Source organism: Luteimonas terrae, from assembly GCF_004358165.1.
Lineage (GTDB): Bacteria > Pseudomonadota > Gammaproteobacteria > Xanthomonadales > Xanthomonadaceae > Luteimonas > Luteimonas terrae.
The window spans coordinates 388369-412443 of sequence record NZ_SMTG01000002.1 but is presented as its reverse complement, the minus strand read 5'-3'; the positions used below and the strand labels follow the sequence as shown (position 1 = coordinate 412443).

24 protein-coding genes and 4 tRNA genes are annotated in these 24075 nt (G+C 68.8%); 13 read left to right on the top strand and 15 right to left on the bottom strand.

Features of this window, described 5'->3' with window-relative positions:
• Positions 1–104: 104 nt before the first annotated feature.
• The 8 genes from E2F49_RS02050 to E2F49_RS02015 are packed head-to-tail and all read right to left on the bottom strand — an operon-like array spanning position 105 to position 5269.
• On the bottom strand, positions 105–1115 hold the full coding sequence (locus tag E2F49_RS02050) for a Vgb family protein (RefSeq protein WP_133392400.1): 1011 nt from the start codon (positions 1113–1115) through the stop codon (positions 105–107).
• Positions 1112–1555: a molybdenum cofactor biosynthesis protein MoaE gene (locus E2F49_RS02045; protein ID WP_133392399.1), complete on the bottom strand. Its 444-nt coding sequence runs from the start codon at positions 1553–1555 to the stop codon at positions 1112–1114. Before E2F49_RS02045 ends, E2F49_RS02050 begins: the two co-directional genes overlap by 4 nt.
• A gap of 1 nt (position 1556) precedes the next feature.
• Positions 1557–1799 (bottom strand): MoaD/ThiS family protein, encoded by a 243-nt coding sequence (locus E2F49_RS02040; RefSeq protein WP_055247485.1) that lies wholly within the window; start codon positions 1797–1799, stop codon positions 1557–1559.
• Positions 1796–2311, bottom strand: a complete 516-nt coding sequence (moaC, locus tag E2F49_RS02035; protein ID WP_133392398.1) for a cyclic pyranopterin monophosphate synthase MoaC — start codon at positions 2309–2311, stop codon at positions 1796–1798. The genes E2F49_RS02040 and moaC overlap by 4 nt, the downstream gene beginning before the upstream one ends.
• 26 nt (positions 2312–2337) lie before the next feature.
• Positions 2338–2718, bottom strand: coding sequence for a nuclear transport factor 2 family protein (locus tag E2F49_RS02030; protein WP_133392397.1), 381 nt, complete (start codon positions 2716–2718; stop codon positions 2338–2340).
• A gap of 3 nt (positions 2719–2721) precedes the next feature.
• Positions 2722–3744: a GTP 3',8-cyclase MoaA gene (moaA, locus tag E2F49_RS02025; RefSeq protein WP_133392396.1), complete on the bottom strand. Its 1023-nt coding sequence runs from the start codon at positions 3742–3744 to the stop codon at positions 2722–2724.
• Positions 3741–4499 carry an MBL fold metallo-hydrolase gene (locus tag E2F49_RS02020; protein WP_133392395.1) on the bottom strand — a complete coding sequence of 253 codons (759 nt, stop codon included), beginning with the start codon at positions 4497–4499 and terminating at the stop codon, positions 3741–3743. Before E2F49_RS02020 ends, moaA begins: the two co-directional genes overlap by 4 nt.
• Complete coding sequence (locus E2F49_RS02015; RefSeq protein WP_133392394.1) at positions 4499–5269, bottom strand: 3-deoxy-D-manno-octulosonic acid kinase; 771 nt, start codon at positions 5267–5269, stop codon at positions 4499–4501. The genes E2F49_RS02020 and E2F49_RS02015 overlap by 1 nt, the downstream gene beginning before the upstream one ends.
• Positions 5270–5289: 20 nt before the next feature.
• On the opposite strand from E2F49_RS02015, the gene E2F49_RS02010 reads away from it, so the two are divergent.
• A complete protein-coding gene (locus E2F49_RS02010; protein ID WP_133392393.1) occupies positions 5290–6393 on the top strand; it encodes a glycosyltransferase family 9 protein in 1104 nt (367 codons plus the stop codon).
• 13 nt (positions 6394–6406) lie between these two features.
• On the top strand, positions 6407–6781 hold the full coding sequence (locus E2F49_RS02005) for a hypothetical protein (RefSeq protein WP_133392392.1): 375 nt from the start codon (positions 6407–6409) through the stop codon (positions 6779–6781).
• 143 nt (positions 6782–6924) lie between these two features.
• Here E2F49_RS02005 and E2F49_RS02000 read toward each other — a convergent pair whose 3' ends face one another.
• Positions 6925–7335 (bottom strand): DUF6165 family protein, encoded by a 411-nt coding sequence (locus E2F49_RS02000; protein WP_133392391.1) that lies wholly within the window; start codon positions 7333–7335, stop codon positions 6925–6927.
• Between the two features lie 113 nt (positions 7336–7448).
• Here E2F49_RS02000 and E2F49_RS01995 point away from each other — a divergent pair.
• Together E2F49_RS01995 and E2F49_RS01990 are read left to right on the top strand one after the other, a co-directional pair.
• A tRNA-Ser gene (locus tag E2F49_RS01995) sits at positions 7449–7539 on the top strand.
• Positions 7540–8086: 547 nt separating this feature from the next.
• A complete protein-coding gene (locus E2F49_RS01990) occupies positions 8087–8791 on the top strand; it encodes a PP2C family protein-serine/threonine phosphatase (RefSeq protein ID WP_055247472.1) in 705 nt (234 codons plus the stop codon).
• A gap of 29 nt (positions 8792–8820) precedes the next feature.
• Here E2F49_RS01990 and dnaQ read toward each other — a convergent pair whose 3' ends face one another.
• Genes dnaQ through E2F49_RS01975 form a run of 3 tightly spaced genes read right to left on the bottom strand, consistent with a single transcriptional unit; the run spans position 8821 to position 10669 of the window.
• Complete coding sequence (gene dnaQ / locus E2F49_RS01985; protein WP_133392390.1) at positions 8821–9537, bottom strand: DNA polymerase III subunit epsilon; 717 nt, start codon at positions 9535–9537, stop codon at positions 8821–8823.
• 11 nt (positions 9538–9548) lie between these two features.
• On the bottom strand, positions 9549–9995 hold the full coding sequence (gene rnhA / locus E2F49_RS01980) for a ribonuclease HI (RefSeq protein ID WP_055247468.1): 447 nt from the start codon (positions 9993–9995) through the stop codon (positions 9549–9551).
• Positions 9996–10015: 20 nt separating this feature from the next.
• On the bottom strand, positions 10016–10669 hold the full coding sequence (locus tag E2F49_RS01975; RefSeq protein WP_165971092.1) for a methyltransferase domain-containing protein: 654 nt from the start codon (positions 10667–10669) through the stop codon (positions 10016–10018).
• Positions 10670–10711: 42 nt separating this feature from the next.
• Between E2F49_RS01975 and gloB the strand changes: the two genes are divergently transcribed.
• Together gloB and E2F49_RS01965 are read left to right on the top strand one after the other, a co-directional pair.
• Positions 10712–11476, top strand: coding sequence for a hydroxyacylglutathione hydrolase (gloB, locus tag E2F49_RS01970; RefSeq protein ID WP_133392388.1), 765 nt, complete (start codon positions 10712–10714; stop codon positions 11474–11476).
• Positions 11473–12654 carry a lytic transglycosylase domain-containing protein gene (locus E2F49_RS01965; protein WP_133392387.1) on the top strand — a complete coding sequence of 394 codons (1182 nt, stop codon included), beginning with the start codon at positions 11473–11475 and terminating at the stop codon, positions 12652–12654. The genes gloB and E2F49_RS01965 overlap by 4 nt, the downstream gene beginning before the upstream one ends.
• Before the next feature lie 76 nt (positions 12655–12730).
• Here the strand turns inward: E2F49_RS01965 and E2F49_RS01960 are convergent, their stop codons facing one another.
• Entirely contained in the window at positions 12731–14722 is a 1992-nt protein-coding gene (locus E2F49_RS01960) for a SurA N-terminal domain-containing protein (protein WP_243713374.1), read from the bottom strand.
• A 250-nt stretch (positions 14723–14972) separates the two neighbouring features.
• Here E2F49_RS01960 and E2F49_RS01955 point away from each other — a divergent pair, with 250 nt between their 5' ends.
• The 4 genes from E2F49_RS01955 (at position 14973) to E2F49_RS01940 (ending at position 16001) form a co-directional block, all read left to right on the top strand.
• Positions 14973–15254 (top strand): HU family DNA-binding protein, encoded by a 282-nt coding sequence (locus tag E2F49_RS01955; protein WP_055247457.1) that lies wholly within the window; start codon positions 14973–14975, stop codon positions 15252–15254.
• Between the two features lie 20 nt (positions 15255–15274).
• A tRNA-Val gene (locus tag E2F49_RS01950) sits at positions 15275–15349 on the top strand.
• A 16-nt stretch (positions 15350–15365) separates the two neighbouring features.
• A tRNA-Asp gene (locus tag E2F49_RS01945) sits at positions 15366–15442 on the top strand.
• Between the two features lie 482 nt (positions 15443–15924).
• Positions 15925–16001, top strand: a tRNA-Asp gene (locus E2F49_RS01940).
• Positions 16002–16074: 73 nt separating this feature from the next.
• Here the strand turns inward: E2F49_RS01940 and E2F49_RS01935 are convergent.
• Both E2F49_RS01935 and E2F49_RS01930 read right to left on the bottom strand, forming a co-directional pair.
• Entirely contained in the window at positions 16075–17643 is a 1569-nt protein-coding gene (locus E2F49_RS01935; protein WP_243713372.1) for a serine hydrolase domain-containing protein, read from the bottom strand.
• A 4-nt stretch (positions 17644–17647) separates the two neighbouring features.
• Positions 17648–20443: a TonB-dependent receptor plug domain-containing protein gene (locus tag E2F49_RS01930; protein WP_243713369.1), complete on the bottom strand. Its 2796-nt coding sequence runs from the start codon at positions 20441–20443 to the stop codon at positions 17648–17650.
• Between the two features lie 250 nt (positions 20444–20693).
• On the opposite strand from E2F49_RS01930, the gene E2F49_RS01925 reads away from it, so the two are divergent.
• From E2F49_RS01925 to E2F49_RS01915, 3 genes are read left to right on the top strand one after another with little or no spacing between them, the layout of a single operon-like run.
• Positions 20694–22103 (top strand): C40 family peptidase, encoded by a 1410-nt coding sequence (locus E2F49_RS01925; protein ID WP_243713368.1) that lies wholly within the window; start codon positions 20694–20696, stop codon positions 22101–22103.
• 23 nt (positions 22104–22126) lie between these two features.
• Positions 22127–23224 carry a dipeptide epimerase gene (locus E2F49_RS01920; RefSeq protein ID WP_133392384.1) on the top strand — a complete coding sequence of 366 codons (1098 nt, stop codon included), beginning with the start codon at positions 22127–22129 and terminating at the stop codon, positions 23222–23224.
• Positions 23224–24069, top strand: a complete 846-nt coding sequence (locus E2F49_RS01915; RefSeq protein WP_133392383.1) for a MurR/RpiR family transcriptional regulator — start codon at positions 23224–23226, stop codon at positions 24067–24069. Before E2F49_RS01920 ends, E2F49_RS01915 begins: the two co-directional genes overlap by 1 nt.
• Positions 24070–24075 lie beyond the last annotated feature (6 nt).

Genomic DNA, 24075 nt, shown 5'->3' with positions numbered 1-24075 from the left:
GGCACCCACGGCGCCTTGTGCAGGCGGTTCGGGTATCGCGGCGGGTGGCGAGGACGCGCAGCCCGCGACGCTGGCGACCAGCGCGAGCGCAAATGCCCGCCGCATCACGGGGCGCTTCCGCCGTCCGGCACGAGCGCCAGCGCATCGGGTTCGCGGCCGGTCGTCCAGTGATCGACGACACGCCACCGGTCGGTATCGACCACGGCGATGCGATCCGCGCCGCTGATTGCGACATACGCGCGAGGCCGCGCGGGGTCGACGACCACGCCGATCGGCAACGGCCCGCTGCCGAGCAGCGTGTCGTGCAGCGCCGCATCGGTGGGCGCGAGCGCAACCGTCTCGACCGGCTGGCGCGTCGCCACGTCGAACACCGACAGCGTCGCCGCCTTCGCATTGGTCACCAGCGCGTGGCGGCCATCGGGCGTGAACACGACTCGGATCGGAAACCCCGCGCTCGGCAATGTGGCCCGAATTTCGAGCGACTCCGGATCATGCACGGTGACGGTATCGTCGGCGCGATTGGTGACCCAGACCGTGCCATCGGGCGCCAAGGCGATGCCTTCGGCGCCGGCGCCGGCCGGTCGTTCCGCAGTCGCGCGCATGGTCGCGACGTCCACGCGCACCAGGGTGCCCGCGCGGATCTTGCTGACATAGGCGACCGCGCCGTTGCGCGAAACCGCGACCATGTGGCCGATGCCCTCGCCCACGTCGGCGACACCGGTGACCGCGCCGCGCGCGACATCCACGCGCAGCAGCCTGCCGCTGGATTCAGTGGTGACCAGGGCAGTTCCATCCGCGAGCAATTGCAGGCCGTGAGGCCGTCCATGCGTGCCGAGGTCGATCGTGCGCGTCGATCCGTCGCCCAGATCGATCGCCGTCAGACTATACGCGGCGTCCTGGTGCCCGTAGGTGGTCACGACGGCCGTGCGGCCGTCGCGGGTCACCGCGATCTCGTGCGGCGCCGGCCCGGCCGCGTACGCCGCGCGACGCTCGCCGCTCCCGGCATCGAGCGACCAGACCGTGTCGGCCGACTTGTTGCCGACCAGCAGACGCGGCGCGCCGTGCACGGCGGCCACGACGCTCGACAGCGCCATGCAGAGCAGCAGGCGCCTCATGCGTCGGTCCCTCGCGTCGTCTCCGGGTGCAGCCAGCCGGCATCGCCATCGGCGTAGCGCTCGTGCTTCCAGATCGGCACGCGGTCCTTGATCTCGTCGATGATCCAGCGGCAGGCATCGAACGCGGCGCCGCGATGCGCGGCGGTCACGCCGACCCACACCGCCATGTCGCCGATCGCCAGGTCGCCGATGCGGTGCACGCACAGTGCGCCGCACAGATCGAACTTCGCGCGTGCCTCGGCGATGACCTGGGCACCCTCGGCCTCGGCCAGCGCGACATAGGATTCGTACCGCAGCCCGTGCACCGGACGGCCCTCGTTGTGGTTGCGCACCCAGCCTTCGAAACTGGCGAACGCGCCGGCGCGGTCGTGCTGCGCGCGGCGGCGCAGCGGTGCCAGATCGACGGGCGCATCGGCCAACCAGAAATCGCGAGTGTCCATCTCAGCCTCCGCTGACCGGGGGAATGAAAGCGATCTCGCTGCCCGCACGCACCGGATCGGTCCAGCGCGCGAACGCGCCATCGACCGCGACGCGCAGGCGCTCGACCGGCAACACGAACCCGTGCCGCGCCTGCACCTCGGCGTAGAGCGCGCGCAGATCGACCGCCTCCGTCGTCCACGCTTCTCCGCCCTGCCCGGCTGCGTCGCGCAGGCTGGCGAAATACAGCAGATGCACCGTGCTCATGCGGCGCTCCCGTCGATCGTGCCGACATCGCGCTTGCCGCCGCGTTTGCCGACCAGCTTGGCCGGACCCAGCACGATGGCGTGCGACAGCGCCTTGCACATGTCGTAGACCGTGAGCGCAGCGACGGTCGCGCCGGTCAGCGCTTCCATCTCGACGCCGGTCCGGTGCGTCGTCTTCACCATGCACTCGATGCGCAGCTCGCGCTCGGCGTGCCAGTCGATCGCGATGCGGATGCCGTCGATCGGCAGCGGATGGCAGAACGGAATCAACTCGTGGGTGCGCTTGACCGCCATGGTGCCGGCGATGACCGCGGTGTCGACGATGCCGCCCTTGGCGCTCTTCAGACCATTGGCGCGCAACTGCGCGGCGACATCGGCGGGAAAGCGGACACGGCACTCGGCGCTGGCGACACGCGCGGTCGTGGCCTTGCCGGACACGTCGACCATGGTCGGGCGGCCGGTGGCGTCGAGGTGGGTCAGCGTGCGAGGCGGCTTGGATGAACTGCGGGGCATTGGGACTCGGCGCGACGAAGCGGATTTCAGATGGTACCGGCCCCGGTGTCAGGCGTCCCTTGATGGAAGACCATCCGCCACCGGCCATCGGTTTCGCGCCGCCACCACGAGCTGCGCAAGGAACGGCGCGTGTCGCCATCTGTGACTCGCACAGCGGCATAGACCAGGCGGACGATGTCTTCCGACACACGATGCACGCGCATCGTCTCGACCTCGAACACCACGCCCGATTCGTCGGGTAACCGCGTCACCACATTCGACTTGCCGAAGGCGGCGCCGGACGCGCCAATCTCCATGAAATCCTCAGCGATCAGCGCGTCCAACCGCGATGCGTCGGCGCGTACAGAAGGATCGAGCAGCGCACGCTCCAAGGATTCGAGATGCGCATGCAGCGCGGCAGCATCCACGGGTCAGCCTCCGACAAGGAACATCTCCACATGCTTGCGCGGCGCGCTCGCGCTGCCGCGCAGCTCGCTGTAGCGATCGCCGCGCCGCGACCACAGGTCGGCCAGACGCGAGGAAAACGCCGCCTCGCCTTCGCCCAGCCAGTCGCGCATCGGCTGGCCGAGGCCGGAGAACAGGCAGGTGTAGAGGCTGCCGTCCGCCGACACACGGGCGCGCTGACAGTCGCCGCAGAACGGTGCGGTGACGGAACTGATGAAGCCGATCTCGCCTGCACCGTCGGCGTAGGCGTGCCGCTCGGCGACTTCACCGCGGTAGTTCGCATCCAATGCACGCAGCGGCCAGCGCGCGTCGATGCAGGCATGCAATTCGTGCGAGGGCACGACGCGGGCGCGGTCCCAGCCGTTGCAGGTGCCGACGTCCATGTATTCGATGAACCGCAGCACGTGGCCGCTGCCGCGGAAATGCGCGGCCATGCGCTCGACCTCGTGGTCGTTGACGCCGCGCTGTACGACGCAGTTGAACTTGATGCCGCGGAACCCTGCGGCCTCTGCTGCGGCGATGCCGGCCAGCACGGCGTCGATGTCGCCGCGTTCGCCCGACAGCCTGCGGAACAGCGCAGGGTCGAGCGCATCGAGGCTGATCGTCAGCCGTTGCAGCCCGGCATCGCGCAGCGCCTGCGCGTGCCGCGCGAGCAGCGAGGCATTGGTGGTCATCGCCAGATCGGTGATGCCCGGAATCTTCGCAAGCCGCTCGACCAGCGCCGGCAGCCCCTTGCGCAGCAGCGGCTCACCACCGGTCAGGCGCAGCTTGTGCATGCCCAGCCGGGCGAAGCCGCGCACCAGCGTCTCGATCTCGTCGAAGGACAGGCGCCCGGCCTGATCGAAGCCGTAGTCGTCGGGTACGCGATCGGCCGGCATGCAGTAGCCGCAGCGGAAATTGCAGGCTTCGATCACCGACAGCCGCAGGTCGTGCAGCGGACGGCCGAGCCGGTCCAGCGGGGTCTGCGGCAGTTGCGGCAAGGCGCTCATGGCCGATCATCCTGCACCACAGGCGCTGCACGCAGCGCGAATGTCTGGCCCGGCCGGGCGATCCGGTGACCGCGGGCTTCGAGCGCGGCGCCGTCAGCCTCGGAGGCGTAGTGGTACAGCACGCAGCGCGCCAGCAGATCGGCGGCGTACTCGCGCTCGAGATCGTCGATGCCGCTGTGCGAGGGATTGCCGTGCAGGCCGCAGTCGTGCGCGACCAGTTCGTCGCGATCGGCGAAGCGCGCCAGCATTTCCGGAATCGGCCGCGTGTCGCCGCTCCACACCAGGCTGCCGGGCAGGCGCAGGCCGTAGGCGGTCTCGGGCCAGTGGTGGCGCGCCGGGAACACCTCCAGGCGCACGCCCTCGTGCCAGAACGCGTCGCCGACCGGAATCAGCCGGAACGCGTCCCAGAAGTTGGCGCCGCCTTCGGCCAGCACGTTCGGATAATCACCGACGCGCCGGTGCAGCAGCGGCACCACCGTCGCCGGCACGTAGACCGGCATGCGGCCGCGTCGCGCGGGGTCGAAGTAGCGATCGACGAACAGGCGCTCGAAACCGGCGACGTGGTCGAGATGCACGTGGGTCACGAACAGCGCCCGCGGCGCTTGTCCGTAGTGATCGAGATAGGCGGTCAGGCCTTCGCCGCCGCAGTCGATGGTCAGCCACGGTGCGCCGTCGCGTTCGATCGTCGCCATCGGCGAGCCCAGCGACACCGCCGACGCGCTGCCCACGCCCTGGAAGCGCAAGGCCCAGTCCATCAGGTGCCCCGGCTCCACAGCGCATCGTAGGACCGGCGCAGCCGTGCGAAATCCTCTTCGACCGCGGCCACGTCGCGCGTGCCGCGCAGCTTGAGCATCGAACGCTTGAGCCGCGCGAGATTGCCTTCGCGCCAGCGGGTTTCGGGAATGCGCAGGCGGCCGCGATCGAAATCGATCAGCCAGCCTTTGCCGACGCCGTCGAATAGGATGTTGTGCGCGTTGAGATCGGCGTGATCCAGCCCGTTGCGGTGGAAGCGCGCGATCAGGCGCCCGGTCTGTTCCAGCGGCGCGTCGGCAGGCGCATCGGCCATGTGATCGGCCAGCGAGCGCACGTCGGGCAGACGCTCCATCAGGATCCAGGCGCGATAGCCGGGACCGCGACGCAGATAGCTCGCCGCGATCGGCTGCGGCACCGGCAGGTCGCGGCGCAGCAGTTCGCGCAACAGACGGAACTCCACGAAGCTGCGCACGTGCCGCGTACCGCGCCACAGGTGCAGATCCCGATTGAAGTGACCCACCATGCCGCCACGCAGGTACTGGCGCAGCACGCAGGGTCCGTGGGTCGCGTCGATGAACCACGCACCGCCGCGACCGCTGCCGTCGACCCGCTGCGCGCGCTCGCCCCACTGCGCCGGGTCGAACCAGCGCGGATCGGCTTGCCGCAGTTGCGTGCCGTCGAACAGAATGGCGCCGTACTCTCCCGCGCGCCCGCCCACGGAAGCGCCCGCCGGTATCGGCGTCAGGCTCTCGGCGGGATCGAATCTGTTCATCGCCGCGAGTCTATCAAGCCTTGACGCCCGTCCCGCCCGCTTCCGACACCCCGTCACGATCCGCCGCACCGCGATCGATCTGCCTGCTGCGCCTGTCCGCGCTGGGCGACGTGACCCACGTGCTGCCACTGATCCGCACCCTGCGCTCGGCGTGGCCGCAGGTCGCACTGACCTGGGTCATCGGCAAGGGCGAGCATCGCCTGCTCGACGGGCTGACAGGCGTCGACTTCGTGGTCTACGACAAGAAGACCGGCATCGCCGGCATGCGCGCCGTGCGCCGTGAACTGAAGGCCCGGCTGGGCGCCGCGGGACGCTTCGATGCGCTGCTGCAGATGCAGGTCGCCGCGCGCGCCAATCTGCTGTCGGCCTTCATTCCCGCGCGCATGCGCGTGGGCTACGACGCCGCACGGTCGAAGGACCTGCATGGCCTCTTCATCAACACGCGCATTCCCGACCGCCCGGGCATCCATGTGCTCGATGCGCTCGGCAGTTTCAGCGAGCCGCTCGGCCTGCGGCAGGAGACGGTGTCCTGGGCCGACATGCCGGTGCCGGCCGACGCCTTCGACTGGGCAGGCGCGCAATGGCCCGACGACGGCCGGCCGGTGCTGATGATCTCGCCGTGCTCGAGCCACGTGCGCCGCAACTGGTATCCCGACCGTTATGCCGCGCTGGCCGACCATGCCGCCGATGCCGGCTGGCGCATCGTGCTGTGCGGAGGCCGCAGCGAGCTGGAGCGGCAGACCACCGATGCCATCCTCGCCGCCATGCGCCACGACGCGCTGGACCTCGTGGGCAAGGACACGCTCAAGCAGTTGCCTGCCCTGCTCGCGCGCGCGCAGCTGCTGGTCACGCCCGACTCCGGCCCGATGCACATCGCCAACGTGATGGGGACGAAAGTATTGGGCCTGCACGCGGCCAGCAATCCCGAGCGCAGCGGCCCCTACTCCGACCGCCGTTTCTGCGTGGACCGCTACGACGATGCCGCGCGCCGCTTCCTCGGCAAGCCGGCGTCCGCGCTCAAGTGGGGCACCAAGATCGAATTCGACGACGTCATGTCGCTGGTGACGGTGGACGACGCGATCGCCGCCTTCGAACGTCGCCGCGTCGACCCCACCCACGCCTGATGGAGCATGACTGATGGATCCGATCGTCGCCGGCCTGCTCGCCACCCTCGTCGGCGCGATCGTCGGCGGCGCCGTCAGTTTCCTGCTCAACCGGCAGCTGCATGCGCAGCAGCTCGAGCGCCTGCGTGCCGAGCACAAGACCGAATTCGCCGCCGAAGACACCGCGCGGCACTTCCTCGGCCATCGCGGCTACACCGACCGCTCCTTCGAAGTGCTGCGCAAGCATCTGGGCGGCTTCGAGGACGACGAACTCCGCCGCATCCTCGTCCGCGCCGGCGCGGTGCGCACGTTCCGCGACGACGGCAGCGAGTGGTGGCGGCTGCTCAGCCGCATGGACGAGTACATCGAGCAGAAGACGCGCCGCGCGGAGGCAGCCGGTGCGGATTGAATCTCAAGACGCTGTCTGAGATTCGTCTTTCCCGCGAAGCGGCAAGCGCGCTTCAACAGCCGGACGGCCGGTCATTCCGTGCCTGCGCGTCCAAGCACGCGAAGCCGCCGGATTCCCGCCTTCGCGGGAATGACGAGCCGGACTCAGGGCGCAGGACGACCGCCGCGATAGTCGGCGTACGACTTCTCTTCGACGTAGGCCGAGCCGAGCGCCACGTTGATCGCCTTCTTGATGCGCGCGCGCTCGTCGTTCTGGATGTAGACGCTGCGGGCGAGCTCGATGAAATCCTCGCCGAATTCGCCAGCGCGCTCCTTGACCCGCACCGCGTCCTCGATGTCCCACAGGCGCTCGTTGACCGCCTTGAGTTCGGCGCGCAGGCGCACGATGTCATGACCGGCGGCCGGATGCGCCATCCACGTCTGCTCCAGCGCACTGAGCTCGGTGCGGACGTTGGCCAGCTTGGCGGGGTCGTCCATCCGCTCGGACTTGATCTGCAGGATCGACAGCTTGTCGAGCAGTTCGCCGAACGAGACGGGCACGGAGATTTCGGACATGGACGGCGCCGCGGGGGATGAACGGGCCGGCCAGTGTAACGCCCCGCTTGTCGACCACGCGGAGCGCCCGTATGATTGCGCCCCCGGACGCCGCGAGGCACCGGGAACCATCTGGAGAGGTGGCAGAGCGGTTGAATGTACCTGACTCGAAATCAGGCAGGCGTTTATAGCGCCTCGGGGGTTCGAATCCCCCCCTCTCCGCCAGATTCGCAAACGCCCCGAAAGGGGCGTTTTGCGTTTCTGGCGGAGAGAGGGGGATGGAGAACACCCGCGGGTTCGACGGATTCGCCGGGAGCGAATCCGGACAGCCGAATGGCTGGCCCCGGAAGCGCGCAGCGCTGGAGGGGTGAGGCCCATGGATGGGCCGAACAATCCCCGCAGGAGCTGTCACAGCCCGGGTGTTCGAGAACCAGAATCAAAATGGGCCCCAGCTTCCGCTGGGGCGACGACTGACAGTGATCGGCGCAAACAACATCGTCTCTACAGCACGACGCTCGCCTTCATATGCCGCCTGCGGCATCGATACGATCCAATCAGGTCGGCTACCGCCCCACCGATGCACCACGTCCACCACCCATGCCCTATGCTCGTGAACGGGTCCGCCGTCACAATACCGAATGCGCCTCACCACTTCGCCAACGACGTCCCGCACCCTGCGTTCGTACCGCCACGGATCCGCACTGGCCGCCGCCACCGCAGCGCCGCGTTGTCCGCGACGACACCCCCAGCCCGGCTTCGCCAGGGGAATCGCATGATCGAGTTCGGCCATCTGACGCACGTGGGTCTGCGCCGTGACCTCAACGAGGACACGTATTACGGCGACAGCGAACTCGGGCTGTGGCTGGTTGCCGACGGCATGGGCGGCCACGAGTACGGCGAGGTCGCCAGTGCGCTCGCGCGCGAGACCATCGTCCGCGAGATCCGCCAGGGCACCGCCCTGCCCCAGGCGATCCGGATCGCCGACGAAGAGATCATCCGCGCCTCGCGCAAGCGCAACGACAGCCTGCCGATGGGCACCACCGTCGTCGCTGCGCGGGTGACCGGCAACCGGTTCGAAGTGGCGTGGGTCGGCGACAGCCGGGTCTACCTGTGGCGCGACGACAAGCTCGCGCAGCTGTCGCAGGACCACAGTTACGTGCAGGAACTCATCGCCCAGGGCGCGATCAGCGTCGACCAGGCGCGCAGCCATCCGCATCGCAACGTGGTCACCCAGGCGCTGGGCGTCACCGACCCGCAGACGCTCAATGTCGAGACCCTCTCGGGTGAACTCTCGCCAGGCACCCAGCTGCTGCTGTGCAGCGACGGCCTGACCGAGGAAGTCGACGACCGCGCGATCTCGCGCGTGCTGGCGCACACCGAATGCAGCGCGCAGGAATGCGTGGACGGACTGGTGGCCGCCGCGCTCGACGGCGGCGGCTCGGACAACGTCACCGTGATCCTGATCCGCCGGCACTGAGACCCGGTTTCAGCCGGCGGCACAGGCGCTCAGGCCGGCTCGGCCTCCGGCGCCGGATCCCACAGGCACACGCCCGCCTTCTTGCGGATTGCCTCGACGCGTGCGAGATGCGCGACGAGGTCGTCGGTCGGGACCCGCAGCGACGGCCGCGCGCCGGTCGGCGTCGCCAGCACGACATGACGCGTCGCGTGCTCGGCGGTTTCCATCGCACCGAAGCCGATCTCGTGCTGGCCGGCGGTCAGTGCGAGATAGACCTCCGCCAGCAACTGGGCATCGAGCAGCGCGCCGTGCAGCTGGCGATGCGCATTGTCGACACCGAGCCGCTTGCACAGTGCGTCGAGCGAATTGCGCTGTCCGGGATAGCGCTGGCGCGCGAGCAGCAGCGAATCCTCCACGGTGACGCGCTGCTTGAGGCTGCCGTAGGCCGGCCCTAGCAGCGACAGCTCGTGGTCGAGGAAGCCGACGTCGAAGGCCGCGTTGTGGATGATCAGCTCGGCGCCGTCGACGAAATCGAGGAACGCGTCGGCGATCTCGGCGAACGACGGCTTGTCGGCTAGGAACTCCAGGCTCAAGCCGGTAACCTCGGCCGCGCCCTGTTCGAAGTCGCGGTCGGGCTTGATGTACTGGTGGTAGGTGCGGCCGCTCGGCCGGCGCTCCACCAGTTCCACGCAGCCGATTTCGACGACGCGGTTGCCCTTCTTCCATTCCAGGCCGGTGGTTTCGGTATCGAGGACAATCTGGCGCATGCGTGGTCCCCTCAGGCAGCCGCGGTGCGCTGTTCGCGCGCGGCGGCACTGGCGAGCGCGTCGACGCGCTCGTTTTCCGGATGGCCCGAGTGGCCCTTCACCCAACGCCAGTCGATGGTGTGGCGCTCGCAGGCGAGCTGCAGACGCTGCCACAGGTCCTGGTTCTTGACCGCGCCGCCGCCGGCGGTCTTCCAGCCGCGCTTGACCCAGTTGCGCAACCATTCGGTGATGCCCTGGCGGACGTATTGCGAATCGGTGTGCAGCACGACTTCGCAGGGCTCGGTCAGCGCCTCGAGCGCGGCGATCGCGCCCATCAGTTCCATGCGGTTGTTGGTGGTCAGCGGCTCGCCGCCCGACAGCTCGCGCTCGGTGGCCTTGTAGCGCAGCAGCGCACCCCAGCCGCCGGGGCCGGGATTGCCGAGGCAGGCGCCATCGGTATAGATCTCGATCGACTTCATCAGTGTTCCGGAAAAACGGGTCAGGCCGCCGGCGCGGCGGCCGGCAGACGCAAGGCGGGGCGGCTGCGCAGCGGGGTCAACGGCAGGTGGCGCTTCTGCCCGCGCAGCGCGTAGGCCGCGCGCACGCCCGGGCCGTCCTGCACCTCGGCGACCGCCTGCATCCGCCAGCTGGGGCCCACGCCGCGCGACACCGCATCGGGTGCGAGCCCGGCTTCGCGCATGCGCCGACGCCAGGTCAGCGGCTCGGCACTGGCGATGCCGGTGCCGCGCCAACGCCAGCGGTAGGGCGTCAGCGGATTGAGCACCAGCATCCACAGGTGACCGCCGGGCGCGAGCACGCGGGCAGCTTCCTCCAGCAGGCCGAGCGTGTCGCCGCGTCCGCCGATGACGTGCTGCAGCACCACCGCGCCGAAGGCCTCGCTGGGCAGCGGCAGCGGCGAGGCGCAATGCACCGGGCCTTCGAGCCGGTCGCCCCGTCGCACCAGACACAGGCCTCGGCCTTCGACCTGCGCATCGGGCGTCCTCGGTGCGCACCACAGCCAGGGCAGTCCGGGATGCGAGCCGAGCGCCTCGGCCACCAGCGCGTGCTCGCTGTCGAGGATCGCGCGGCCTGCAGGCGTTTCGAACCAGTCGCGGGCGATGCCGGGTTGACCGGCCGGGGAAATCGCGGGCATGGTCGGCATTGTAATGGCATCCAGCCGCCGGACCCGAGACCCATGCGACTGCAGCCATTGCCCGCGTTCGAGGACAACTACATCTGGACGCTGTCCGATGCCGATGGCCACGCCGTCGTCGTCGATCCCGGCGAGGCCGGGCCGGTCTTGGCCGCGGCCGATGCAGGCCTGCGACCCGCCGCGCTGCTGCTGACCCATCATCACGACGACCACATCGGGGGCGTCGACGCGCTGCTGGCACGTTGGCCCGGTCTGCCGGTCTTCGCACCGGACGACGCGCGCATCTCGCAGGCGACAGCGCGCGTCGGGGATGGCGATACGGTCGAAACCGGCGGCTGGCGCCTCGAGGTCCTGGCGGTTCCGGGCCACACGCGCAGCCACATCGCCTTCCACGGACATGGGCATCTGTTCAGCGGGGACGCGCTGTTCAGCCTCGGCTGTGGGCGCATGTTCGAAGGTACCGCCCCCCAGATGCTGGACTCGCTGGACCGGATGGCGGCCCTGCCGCCCGGTACACTGGTCTGCTGCGGCCACGAGTACAGCCGCGCCAACGCCGCCTTCGCGCGCGCGGTGGACCCCGACAACGCGGCGCTCCGGCGTCGCGAACAGGAGATCCTCGACATGCGCAGCATTTCGCGCCCCACCCTGCCCGTCGCGCTCGCCAGCGAGCTGGCGTGCAACCCCTTCCTCCGCGTCGACGAGGCCGCCGTGCGCGCCGCCGTCGAGCGCCACGCCGGGACGGTCCTGGCCGATCGCGTGGACGTCTTCGCCGCGTTGCGGCGCTGGAAAGACGGCTTCCGCGCATGAGGCCGGGGCGCAGGACCCGGTTGGCGGCAGCACTGTTGGCATTCGCGACACCCGGCACGGCCGTGTACGCGAGCGACGCCCCTTCGACCGGTCCGGCCGCGTCGCTGGTGCCGGCAAGCTTCGAAGCGGCCGCCGCGACGCCGGCGGTCACCCGCAACGGCCAGGACGTCTACAACCGCTTTCTCGACGGCCTGGCCGAACCCGAATGCAGCGCCGGCGACAGTGACCGTTGGCGGTCCCACTTCGGCCATGTGCCGCGCCAGCTCGCCTCGCGCGGCACCGACGTCCTGCCGCTGTTCGCCTATGTGGTCGAGGAAGTCCGCGCCCAGAACCTGCCGACGGAATTCGCGCTGATCCCCTTCGTCGAGAGCGGTTACCGCCCCGGCGCGCGCAGCGCATCGGGTCCGGCGGGCCTGTGGCAGTTCATCGCGGTGACCGCGCGCAACCACGACATCCCGATCCGTCCGGGCTACGACGGACGCCTGTCGCCGGCCGATTCGACCCGCGCGGCGGTGCGCTACCTCAAGACCCTGCACGGCATGTTCGCCGGCGACTGGCGCCTGGCGGTGATGGCCTACAACGCGGGCGAATATCGCGTGTTCGGCGCGCTCAAGCGCGCCGGACAGGAAGCGCGCAACGCCACGCCCGACACGTTGCCGATGCCGCAGCTCACGCATGCCTACGTGCGCAAGCTGCATGCACTGTCGTGCCTGATCAAGGAGGCCGGCGCAGGCGAGAGCTGGATGGCGGCGATGGACCGCGAAGTCCCGGCGTTGACCGCGATTCCGGTGCCGGACGGCATTCGCGATCTCGACACGCTGGCCGTTCGCCACGAGACCGATGCCGCGCGTCTGAAGCGGCTCAATCCTGCCCACGCCGACGGACGCCTGGCGCGCATCGGCCAGCCGGTGACGCTGCTGGTGCCGCAGGCCGCGGCCGCGCCGCCGGTGTTCATGGCCGAGGCGCCGCCCGACATCGACCCGCCTGCACCGGGCAACGGCGTCGCCGCGGCGCTGCAGGCCGCGGCGCGTCGGGTCCACACGGTCGCGCGTGGCGAGTCCCCTTGGTCGATCGCGAAGCGCTACGGCCTGAGCACCTCGGAACTGCTCACGCGCAATGCGCTCGACGCGCGCAGCGTGCTGCGACCGGGCATGGAGCTGCTGATCGACGAGCGTTGAGCGCGTCGCGACGGCCGCCGCGCCCATAAAAAAAGCCCGGCATCCGCCGGGCTTTTTCGTGCCACTCGAAGCGCGCTTACAGACGCGCTTCGTTGACCGTGATCTTCATCGTGCGGCGCAGGCTGCGCTGCAGGACTTCGGCATCCTCGTTGCCGAGCAGGCTGCCGAGCTGCTGACGCAGCATCGCGCGTTCCTGCTCCGGCGCTTCGTCAGGATTGCCCGGCTCGACCTTGGTCACCGCGAAGACGACCGCGCTGCCGTCGTTCATCATGACCTTGCCCGGCGTCGGCTTGTCGGCCGTCGGGGGCGCGGCGCGGAAATAGGCCTGGTTGGCGGTCGCATCCGGCACCGGCGCACCACGCGGAATACCCGGCACGTCCTGGGCCTGCAACGAACGCTCGCCGGCCAGCGCCTGCAGCGTCTTGCCACCGGCCAGCTCGGCCACCATCGCATCGGCCGCGGCCTCCGCCTGCTTGCGGGCGCGGTCGGCACGCACTTCGGCGATCACGCGTTCGCGCACCTGCTCCAGCGGCTGCGCGCGCTCGGGCGTGTGACTGGTGACGCGGATGAACACCGTATGGTTCGGCGCGATCTCGATCGGATCGCTGACCGTGCCGTCCTGCGTCAGCGCTTCGGAGAACGCCACCTGCACAACCGCATTGTTGGCCGCGATGCCGCTGCCGGCGCCACGCGCGAACGGCGCGATGGTCTGGATCTGCACGCCACCGGCAGCCGCTGCGGGTTCGAGCGACATCGGGTTCTTGTTGATCTCGTCGACGACGCGACCGACCTGTTCGTTGTAGGCGCGCGAGCCGTCGCCTTCGCGCACTTCCTTTTCCATGTCGGCGCGGACGTCTTCGAACGCGACCGGCTTGCCGGCATCGACCTCGCGCAGCTGCAGCACGTGCCAGCCGAAATCGGTGCGCACCGGCGCGCTGACGGCGCCGGCCTGCATGCCGAACAGCGCGTCCTCGAACGGGCCGGCCATCATGCCCTTCTCCACCCAGCCCAGATCGCCGCCGCCGTCCTTGGAACCCGGATCGTCGGAGTTCTCGCGGGCCAGCGCGGCGAAATCGGCGCCCGGCGCCTGCGCTTTCGCGGCGATGTCGGCGGCCTTCTTCTGTGCGGCCTGCTGCGCGGCCTCGTCGGCACCCGCTGGCACTTCGACCAGGATGTGCGACGCCAGACGACGTTCGGCAGTCGCGAAGCGCGACTTCACCTGCTCGAAGTGCGCACGCGCTTCGGCCTCGTCGACCGGCGTATCGGCAGCGACCTCGTTCGAGCGCAGCTCGATGTATTCCAGCGCGACTTTCTCCGGCTCGCGATAGCGCGCGGCGTTCGAGGTGTACCAGGCCTGCTGGTCGGCGTCGGACACCGGCGCCGTATCGACCGCCGGCGGCGGCACGACGACGAAGCTCACGTCGCGACGCTCACCGAGCAGGCGCATCAGGCGCGCGGATTCGCCATTGGTGACGAACGCGGTCTCGGCGATCGCCTGCGGCACCAGGGCCCGCTGCAGATCGACGCGCAGGCTTTCCTGGAAATCACGGGGCGTCTGCGGCGTGCGCGAGGACTGCAGCGCCATCTGGTAGCGCTGCGGGTCGAAGCGACCCTCGACCTGGAAGGCCGGGATCGAACGGATGATCTCCTGCACCTGCGCATCGCCGACGACGATCTTCGCGCGGTCGGCGGCAACGCCGAGCACGGCACGGTCGATCAGCTGCTCGAGCACTTCGCGCTTGCTCTCCATCGTTTCGAACGCGCGCGCATCGAAGGCTTCGCCTTCCTGCTCGCGGCGCTGCTCACGCGTCGCATCGAAGGCCTGGCGGAACTCGTCGGCGCTGACTTCGGTCGAGGTCCACGCGAACTTGCGCACCAGCCACCAGTCCGGCGCGGACTGCCACCACTTCGGCGGCGACTCGACCTTGGCCGCATAGTCTGCGTTGTTCTGGAACAGGTACTGCTCCATCCCGAAGAACGCGAAGGGGACCGCGAGCACCGCCACGATGGCGATGGCGATCCAACCACTGGTCTTTTCTCGAAGCGCTTGCAGCATGGGTCGGGACACGGGGATGGCGAGCCGCCCAGTGTACCCATAAGCCCGCGCCCGCGCAGGCCGGCGGGCCCCGCACAGCGCTTCGCAGCGCCGCTCGAACCTGTTCAGTCGCAGTCCGGAATGCGGTCGTAATCGCCATGGGGATCGCGTACCATGCGCGCCTGACCGGAATCCGCGTCAGGGCGTGCAGCGCGGTGCGCTGCGGTCCCGACGATCCAGACGTACGACACGTCGCTATCTCAAGAAGAAGAGGAATTCACTGATGGCAAACCTCACCAAGTCCGACATCATCGCTTCGGTCGCCGAGAAGTCCGGCCTGTCGCGCGCCGACGCCGGCCGTGCCGTCGACGGCCTGCTCGACACCATCACCGAGGCGCTGAAGAACGGCGACGCGGCGAACTTCGTCGGCTTCGGTTCGTTCGTTGCCCGTCCGCGCGCCGCGCGCACCGGTCTGAACCCGCAGACCAAGGAACAGATCCAGATCCCGGCCTCGACCGTGCCTGCATTCAAGGCTGGCAAGGCGCTCAAGGATGCGGTAAAGTAAGCGGCTCGATTGTTCCGCATGGGTGCTTAGCTCAGCGGTAGAGCGTCTCCTTTACACGGAGAGGGTCGGGGGTTCGAAACCCTCAGCACCCACCACAGAGTTCAAAAGCGCGGAGCGGTAGTTCAGTTGGTTAGAATGCTGGCCTGTCACGCCGGAGGTCGCGGGTTCGAGTCCCGTCCGCTCCGCCAGTTATAAACAGAGAACCCCGCAGCGATGCGGGGTTTTTTGTTGCCTGCGATTTTCGTGAAGGTCATCGCCTCGCCCGATGACGATGCGGACGCATTGGCAGCTGCACAAAGCGGTCGAAGCGTCGGCTGCCGCGTGCCACGAAGCGCGAGCGCCGGTGCCCGATGACGCCTCTGCTTTCGGACCTCGTGCTCTGCCCGTTGGGCGGGTGCGCATCCCGGCAACCTGCGGTCGCAGGTAGATGGGAATTCTCGCGGTGCTGAAATCGCGCGCGCCCCACATGCCAGACGCATCGCGCGTTTACATCACCGCGCGTCACGGAATGCATCGGTCGGAGCGGCCTCGGTCGCAGCGCTGCGCGCCGCGGACAGCGTGGATCACGGAAGGCCCGGAGCAGGCGTTCGACACGCGTTTCGCGCACGATGAAAAAAAGTGCTCGCACCCTCTTCCCAAGCTCCGAAATCCATGTAGAATCTCGCGCCTCGGAGCGGTAGTTCAGTTGGTTAGAATGCTGGCCTGTCACGCCGGAGGTCGCGGGTTCGAGTCCCGTCCGCTCCGCCAGTTGTAGCGAAAACCCCTGCAGAAATGCAGGGGTTTTTCGTTTGTACGCTGGCTGCTGCGGAAGCGCGATGCGTCAGCGGCAATCGCCGGCATGCACGAACGCGAGATCCTCGAAGTCGTAGCTAAAGTCCGCGTCCGGATCGACCTTCGCCATGTGCAGCGTCGGGGCGTCGCCATGGCGTCTCGACGGCAGCAGCCATGCATCGACGTCGACATCCGCCTCGCGCCATCGCACCTGCAGGCGCTCGCCGACGGCGACCACGTCGCCGTGCAGCTTCGGCGAGCGCTCCGATGCGAAGACGGTCGCCTCGCCCTGCCGGCAGATCGTGACGTCACCGAACCAGGGATCGCGCCAACGTCCCAGCACGTGCGCGAGCCGCCGCGGTGTCGGCGCGCTGGACCTGCCGCGCAACAACGGCGTCGGGTCGCCCTGCACCGCACGCTCAGACGCAAGCAGCGATGCGTAATGCGAGACGTCGTGCACGCCGTTGCTCGCAGTGAACTGCTTGACCAGCGCCTGCATCAGGACCGTGCGCGCCTCGTCGGCGTCGCCGTTGATCAGTACGACGATGCCGACGCCGCGCTCGGGCAGCAGCGTCAGTGCCGAATACATGCCCTTGAGCGTGCCGGTGTGCGAGACCTTCGCGGTGCCGTCGACATCGGTCAGACGCCAGCCGTAGCCGTAGGCGGAAAAATGGCTGCGATCCCATTCGCGCATGCGCGCCGTCAGGGGCATCGGCATGTGCGCGGTCCACATGGCATCGCGTTGCGTCCGCGACAACCAGGGCGCGCTGCCTTGCGACGCGTCCGGCTCGAGCCAGACCTGCGCCCAGCGCAGCATGTCGTCCAGACTGCAGCGCAGGCCGCCGGCGGCCATCATCGGCTCGTCGGGAATCGTCGCCTCGTCAGCCCGCACCACGACATGGCGGCCATCGATGCGCGCATGCGGCTGGGCGACGTTGCCCACCGCGTCACGCTGCCAGCTGCCGGCCTGGCAACGGGTCATGCCGAGCGGTGCGAAGACCTCGCGCCGGACCAGTGCATCGAAGGGCACGCCGGCCACCGCCGCGGCGACTTCGCCGGCCACGATGTACAGCGAGTTGTCGTAGGCGTAGCGCGAGCGAAAGCTCCAGCGCGGCTGCAGGTGGCGCAGCCCTTCGATGACCTGCGCGCGCGTGAACCGGTTCGGAGACGGCCACAGCATCAGATCGCCCGCACCGGGCCCGAGGCCGCTGTTGTGGATCAGCAGGTCGCGTACCTGCATCTCGCGCGTGACCCAGTCGTCGGCCATGCGGAAGCCGGGCAGATGGCGCACGACCGGATCGTCCCAGCGCAGCAGGCCCGCATCGACCTGGCGCGCGAGCACCGCCGCGGTCATCGCCTTGCTGTTGGACGCGATCTTGAACAGCGTGTCCGCATCGATCGGCTCGCCCTGCCCCGCGCGCAGTTCGCCACGCGCATGCCGCAGCACGACCTCGCCGTCGACGACCACGCCGACCGCGACGCCCGGCAGGTCGTAGCGCGCGACCGCGTCGTCGACGAGTGCGGCGAGTCCCGCCGGATCGACGCGCTCGGTGCCGGCCGCCTGCCCTGCCAACGCGAGACAGGCGATCGAGACCCAGCGCGCGATGCGTCGCGACACGTCGTCAGAAATCGAAGGTGATGTTGGCGAACACCTGCCGTCCGATCGCGCTGTAGCTGCTGGCGAAGTACGGCCACGCGGTGTGCGAGTCATCGCGCGGCGGCATTTCGTCGAGCAGGTTGAGCACGCTGATGCCGAGCGTGACGTTCTCGGTGATCGCATGCGACACGTCGGCATTCCAGATCACGTAGCCCGAAGTGCGGCCGGGAATCGCGGTGCCGTTGTAGTTCGGCCGACTGCCGTAGCGGTACCCGTAGAGGCTCGCGTTCCAGCCGTCGTTCGACCAGGCGGCGCGCCAGTTGGCGCGGCTGCGCTGGCTGTTGTACTCGACGGTGCTGCGCACGTCGCTCAGTGGCTGGTCGGCGAACTGCGCAACCTCGAATTCGAGCACGTGCGTATAGCCGGCCTGCAGATTGAGGTCGCCCCACCCGCCGAGATCGAGGCCGTAGCGCAACGACGCATCGAGTCCCTCGGTGCGCATCAGCGTGGCGTTGATCGGATAGGTGGCGAAGCGGGTGATGCGGCCGTCCGGATTGAGGTCGGACACCACGCGCTGCACCGCGCCGGCGTAGAACTGGCAGGCCTGCGAACCGGTGTCGACGGCATTGCCGTCGCGATCCTGGCCCAGACGACAGTTGGCTTCCTGCTCGAGGTAATAGTTGGTCGGAAGCGTCTGGACGCGACCTTCCAGCTCGATGCGATACCAGTCGGCGCTGACCGACAGGTTGGGCAGGACGTCCCAGACGAAACCGAGCGTGGTCGATTTGCCCTTCTCCTCTTCAAGCAGAGGATTGGACGTCTGGGTCATGTAGGTCTGGTAATTGAATGCAGCATTGCAGGCATCCGTCGGGTCATCTACCGGAACGCCATTGAGCCTGCACAGATATTCGTCCTTGACGAAAGGATTGGACCCGGTCGTCCCTGCGTAGATCCACAGCAGATCGGGCGCGCGGAAGCTCGTCGCATGCGCGCCGCGCAACAGCAGCGTATCGAACGGGCGCCATTCCAGACCGGCCTGCCAGGTGATCGCGTCGTCGACCGAGGTGATGTCGTCGTACTTGTCGTAGCGACCGGCGAGCGTGGCCTCGAGACGCGAGAACACCGGCACGCGGAATTCGAGGCCGGCCGCGTAGCGGTTGCGCGGGCCGCCGCCGGGCGTGCTGGTCAGGTTGTAGACGCGATCGGGACCGGTGTAGTCGACGGTCGTGCGCGGATCGGGTGTCAGCGAATATTCCTGCTTCGCCGCTTCGACGACGGCCGCCATCTGCAGCGGACCGGCCGGCAGATCGACCAGCGGGCCGCTGAAGACGAACTGGGCCTGGTCGGACTTCGACACGCCGCTGCTGACGACGGTGGTCGTGAGTCGGTCATACAGCGCTGCCGAGCCCGGTGCGAACAGCCGATCGGTGTAGAACTCGCGGATCTCGGTGCCATTGGCGGTATAGCCGAGGATCGGGCCCATGTAGTAGTCGCGCACCGCGCGGGTCAGGAAGCGCGGTCGCGTGGTGGTGATCTCGAAGCGCGACGAGGTGACGCTGGCGTCCCAGTCGAAACGGCCGTCACCCAGCGTGCCGCGCAGGCCGGCGTTGATCGACCACGCGCGCTCGTCGTACTCGATGTATTTGGTACCGCCGACTTCACCGGGCAGGAAGATGCGCTGCGCGGTCACCAGACCGCGCACCGGGTCCTGTACGGTGAACGGGCCTTCGCCGATGTAGTAGTGCGTCTGGCTGGAACTCTTGTCGTTCGAATCGCTGCCGAGCAGTTGCGCATAGCCGGTCAGCGTGTCGCTGAAATCGAAGCTGCCCGAGACGTAGGCCGAGGTCTTGCCGTAGGCGTTCTGGATCGAGCGCGCATCGTAGTAGCCCAGCGCGCCGCAGCGGTTGGGCACCGCGACGGAGGCTGTCGAATGGAAGGGCACGAAATCGGGATTGGTCGCATCGCAGGCCTCCAGCAAGGCCTGGTAGGACGGCGACAGCGCGCCGGCGTCATTGCGCCACAGATAGTTGTTGCCGGCGCGGAAATACACGCCGCTGATCGACGCGGTCGGGCGCTCGGGGTTGGTGCGGTACTGCGGATGCGCCAGATAGGTCAGATCGCGCTGCGCAGCGACGATCTCCTCGCGATCCAGCCGCTCCAGCGCGTAGGTCAGGCTCCAGCGTTCGCCGGTGCGGCCGCCGGTCCACTGGAACAGTCCGGTATCGCCGCCGCCCTGCGTCGTGGTGCCGCCGCGCAGACGGATGGTGTCGCCGCTGAAATTCTCCTTGGTGATGATGTTGACCACGCCGGCGACCGCGTCCGAGCCGTAGATCGCCGACGCGCCACCGCTCATCACCTCGATGCGCTCGATCGCCGCGGCCGGAATGCTGCCCAGGCTCACCGCGGTGCCGTTCGAGCCGTAGGCCTGAGGATAGTCGGCCAGGCGCTGGCCGTTGAGCAGGATCAGCTGGTAGCCGGGGCCCAGGCCGCGCAGATTCATGAACTGCCCGTTCGGCGAGTTGCCGGTCTGGTCGGACTCGTTGAGCGTGTTGCCGGTGAACTGGGTCAGCGTGCCCAGCGATTCCCAGACGGTGCTGAAGCCCTGCTTCCGGATCTCCTCGGCGGTGATCACCGTGACCGGCGCAGGCCCTTCGATTTCGGTGCGCGCGATGCGCGAGCCGGTGACCTGTACCTGGTCGAGCGTGCTGACGCGATCGTCGGCTGCGGAAGTCGTCTGGGCGGCGGCCGGCATCGCGAGCGCCAGCAGCAGTGCAGCGCTCAGACAGCCGGGAACGGGATACGGAACGGAGCTGCGGGACATGCGGTTTCCCCTGGGTGGCGTGGCGACGCGATGCGCAACGCCGGCGCATGCGCGGGCATGGCCGACATCGAGAACAGCCCGTCCGCCCTTGGCGGGCCCCCTTGCAGGACGTGCATGACATCGTGATTACCACCCGTCACGAAGCTGTGTCAATTAATTATTCCGCCTTGTCCTGAGATGGAAAACAAATATTCTCGAAGGCCGTCCGCACCAGGTTGCGCGACGTCCGCCCCCGACCGCAGGAGCCGTGATGCGATCGATCCGACTGACCCCGTCCGCGCTGCGCTGGACGACGGCGACGCTGCTCGCACTCGTCGCGCTGCTGCCTGCGCCCGGCGCCATGCACGCCTCCACAGCCACCGGTCCGATTCCCGGACTCACCGCGTCGATGCTGTCGCCGGATGCGTGGATCGCGCGACTCGACGCGCCTGATACGGTCGTGCTCGACGCGGCCGCGATCGCGGCGCAGAACGCAGGCATGCGCCGAGAGGACGCCTCGATCTTCGATCCGCTCGCGCTGCCCGCGCGTATCGAGGGACGCACCGTTGCCGAGTGGATCGAGGCGATCTCCAGACGGCCCTCCGCACCACGTTTCACTGCACAGGGGGCGGTGTCGGCGGCGATGTTCGACGCGTGGCTCGACGCGCTCGCGCTCGACGTCCTGCCCGGGCAGGTCGCGCCGCGCTTCGGTCTGGTCGTGCGCCGCGCCGATCTGCGCGCGTTCCCGACCGCGACCCGCGTCTTCAGCCGGCCCGACGATACCGACATCGACCGCTTCCAGGAGGACGCGCTGTTTCCCGGCACTCCGGTCGCGGTGCTGCATGCAAGCCGCGACGGCGACTGGCTGTTCGTCGTCAGCGAGCGCTATCGCGCCTGGATCGAGTCGAAGCATGTCGCGATCGGCGGGCAGTCCGAAGTTGCGGGCTATGCCGCGCGTGCCGCCGAAGGCGTCGTCGTCACCGGCGCGACCGCGCGCACGGTGTTCACGCCGCAGGCGCCGGAGGTGTCCGACGTCCAGCTCGAGATGGGCGTGCGCGTGCCGCGCGCGGACTGGAACGTCGCGCGTGCACTGCACGGCCAGGTGCCCGCCTTCGGTCACGTCGTCGAACTACCGGTTCGCGCCGACGACGGCGCACTGTCGTTCGCACCGGCCCTGCTGCCGGCTGCCGACGATGTCGCCGACGACGTGTTGCCGTACACCCGCGCGGCGTTGATCCGCCAGGCCTTCAAGTTCCTCGGTGAACGCTACGGCTGGGGACATGCCTATAACGCGCGCGACTGCAGTGGCTTCGTGTCGGAGATCTACCGCAGCGTCGGCATCCTGCTGCCGCGCAATACCAGCGCGCAGGCGGTGAGCCCGGCATTGGACCGCATCGAAGTCACGCCGAACATGTCCCATGCGACGCGCCTGCAGCTGCTGCGCGAGGCCGACGTGGGCGACATGGTGTTCATTCCCGGCCACGTGATGATGGTCATCGGCCACGTCGACGGCGAACCCTGGGTGATCCACGACACCGCCGGCATGAGCGTGCGCGATGCCGCCGGTGACATCGTGCGCCTGCCGCTTAACGGCGTCGTGGTCACGCCGGTCACACCGATGCTGTCGGGCGCCGACGGCTTCACCATCGACCGCATCACCAGCATCCAGCGCGTGCGCTGACGCGTGCCACCACCGGACCTCCGATGAAGATCACCGACATCCAGCTGGGCATGATGCGCGTGCCGCTGAAGACGCCGTTCAAGACCGCGCTGCGCACCGTGGAGAGCGTCGACGACATCGTGGTCTCGATCCACACCGACACCGGCCACATCGGGCATGGCGAGGCCGCGGCGACCGCGGTCATCACCGGCGACACCCACGGCGCCATCGTCGCGGCGATCTCGACCGTAATCGCGCCGCGCCTGATCGGCCGCGACGTCGCCGATCTCAACGCGCTGACGCGCCTCGTGCAGACCGCGCTGGAGCGCAACACCAGCGCCAAGGCCGCGGTGGAGATCGCGCTCTACGATCTGTTCGCGCAACTGCATGGCGCGCCGCTGTATCGCATCCTCGGCGGTGGCGACCCGGTGATCAGCACCGACCTGACGATCAGCGTCGACTACATCGACAAGATGGTCGCCGACGCGCTCGACGCGGTGGAACGCGGTTACGGATCGCTGAAGATCAAGGTCGGCAAGGACATGGGCGTGGACCTCGAACGCATCCGTGCGATCCATGCGGCGGTCGACGGCCGCGCCCTGTTGCGGCTCGATGCCAACCAGGGCTGGACGCCCAAACAGGCCGTGCACGCGATGCGCCAGCTCGAGGATGCCGGCATCGAACCCGAGCTGCTGGAGCAGCCGGTCAAGGCGCACGATCTGGCCGGCCTCAAATACGTCACCGACCGCGTGCACGTGCCGGTGATGGCGGATGAAAGCGTGTTCGGCCCGGTCGAACTGATCGAGCTGATCCGCATGCGCGCGGCCGACATCGTCAACATCAAGCTGATGAAGACCGGCGGCATCTCGAACGCGATCAAGCTCGCCGACATCGCCGGTCTGCACGGCGTGGACTGCATGATCGGCTGCATGATCGAAAGCAGCATCAGCGTCGCGGCGGCCGCGCATCTGGCGGTCGCCAAGGCCGATGTGATCACCAAGGTCGATCTGGACGGCCCTTCGCTGTGCGCCTGGAATCCGGTCGAGGGCGGCGTGCGCTTCGACGAGGCCGAAATCTCGATTGGCGAGGCGCCGGGGCTGGGCATCGTCTCGGTGCGCGGCGTGCAGCCGATCGCCAGCTGATGTCGCCGGCGTCGCCGCTGCTGAAGATCCGCGTCGAGCGCGATCGCATGTCGGCGATCGAGCGGCGCATCGGCGATTTCGTGCTGGAGAACGCGCATCTGTTGCGCGACTACTCGTCCCAGCAACTGGCCGGCGCGCTCGGCATCAGCCAATCGAGCGTGGTGAAATTCAGCCAGAAGCTCGGCTTCCGTGGCTATCCGGACCTGAAGTTCTCGGTCGGCGAATCGGTCGCGCGCGATCGCGAGCCGGCAACGCCCGCAGCCGCCGTCCGCTCCGAGACGCCGGCGATCGCCGATGCGCTGTGGACGGCGAAGACGCACGCGGACGCGGCGACGCGCTCCCTCAATCCCGAAGCGGATCTGCAGGTCATCGCCGACCTGCTGCATGGCGCCGGGCGGGTGATCGTGGTCGGTTCGGGCGAGGACAACGTCGCCGCGCGCGTGTTCGCACTGCGGCTGTCCCTGCTCGGCATCGGTGCGGCCTACCATCCCGACCCCGCGCTGGCCGCGTCGCAGGTCGCAGGTCTCGCCGCCGGCGATCTGCTGGCGCTGTTCTCCGAGCAGGGCCGGCAGCCGGCGCTGCTGCAGCTGGCGAAACTCGCCCACGAACGCGGCGCGCGCGTGCTGTCGGCGACCCGCCATTCCAGCAATCCGCTGCGCACCCGTGCCGACCATGCGCTGCTCGTCTCTGCACACGACGCCCAACCGCATGTCGCGATGCTGCTCTACCAGGCCGCGCTGCAGCAGCTGCTCGACGTGATCGTCGTGCAGGTGTGCGCGCTCCCGGGCCGGCAGGCGCTGCTGGCCGACCACCAGGCGCGCATGCGACGCCTGCTCGACCCATGAACCACG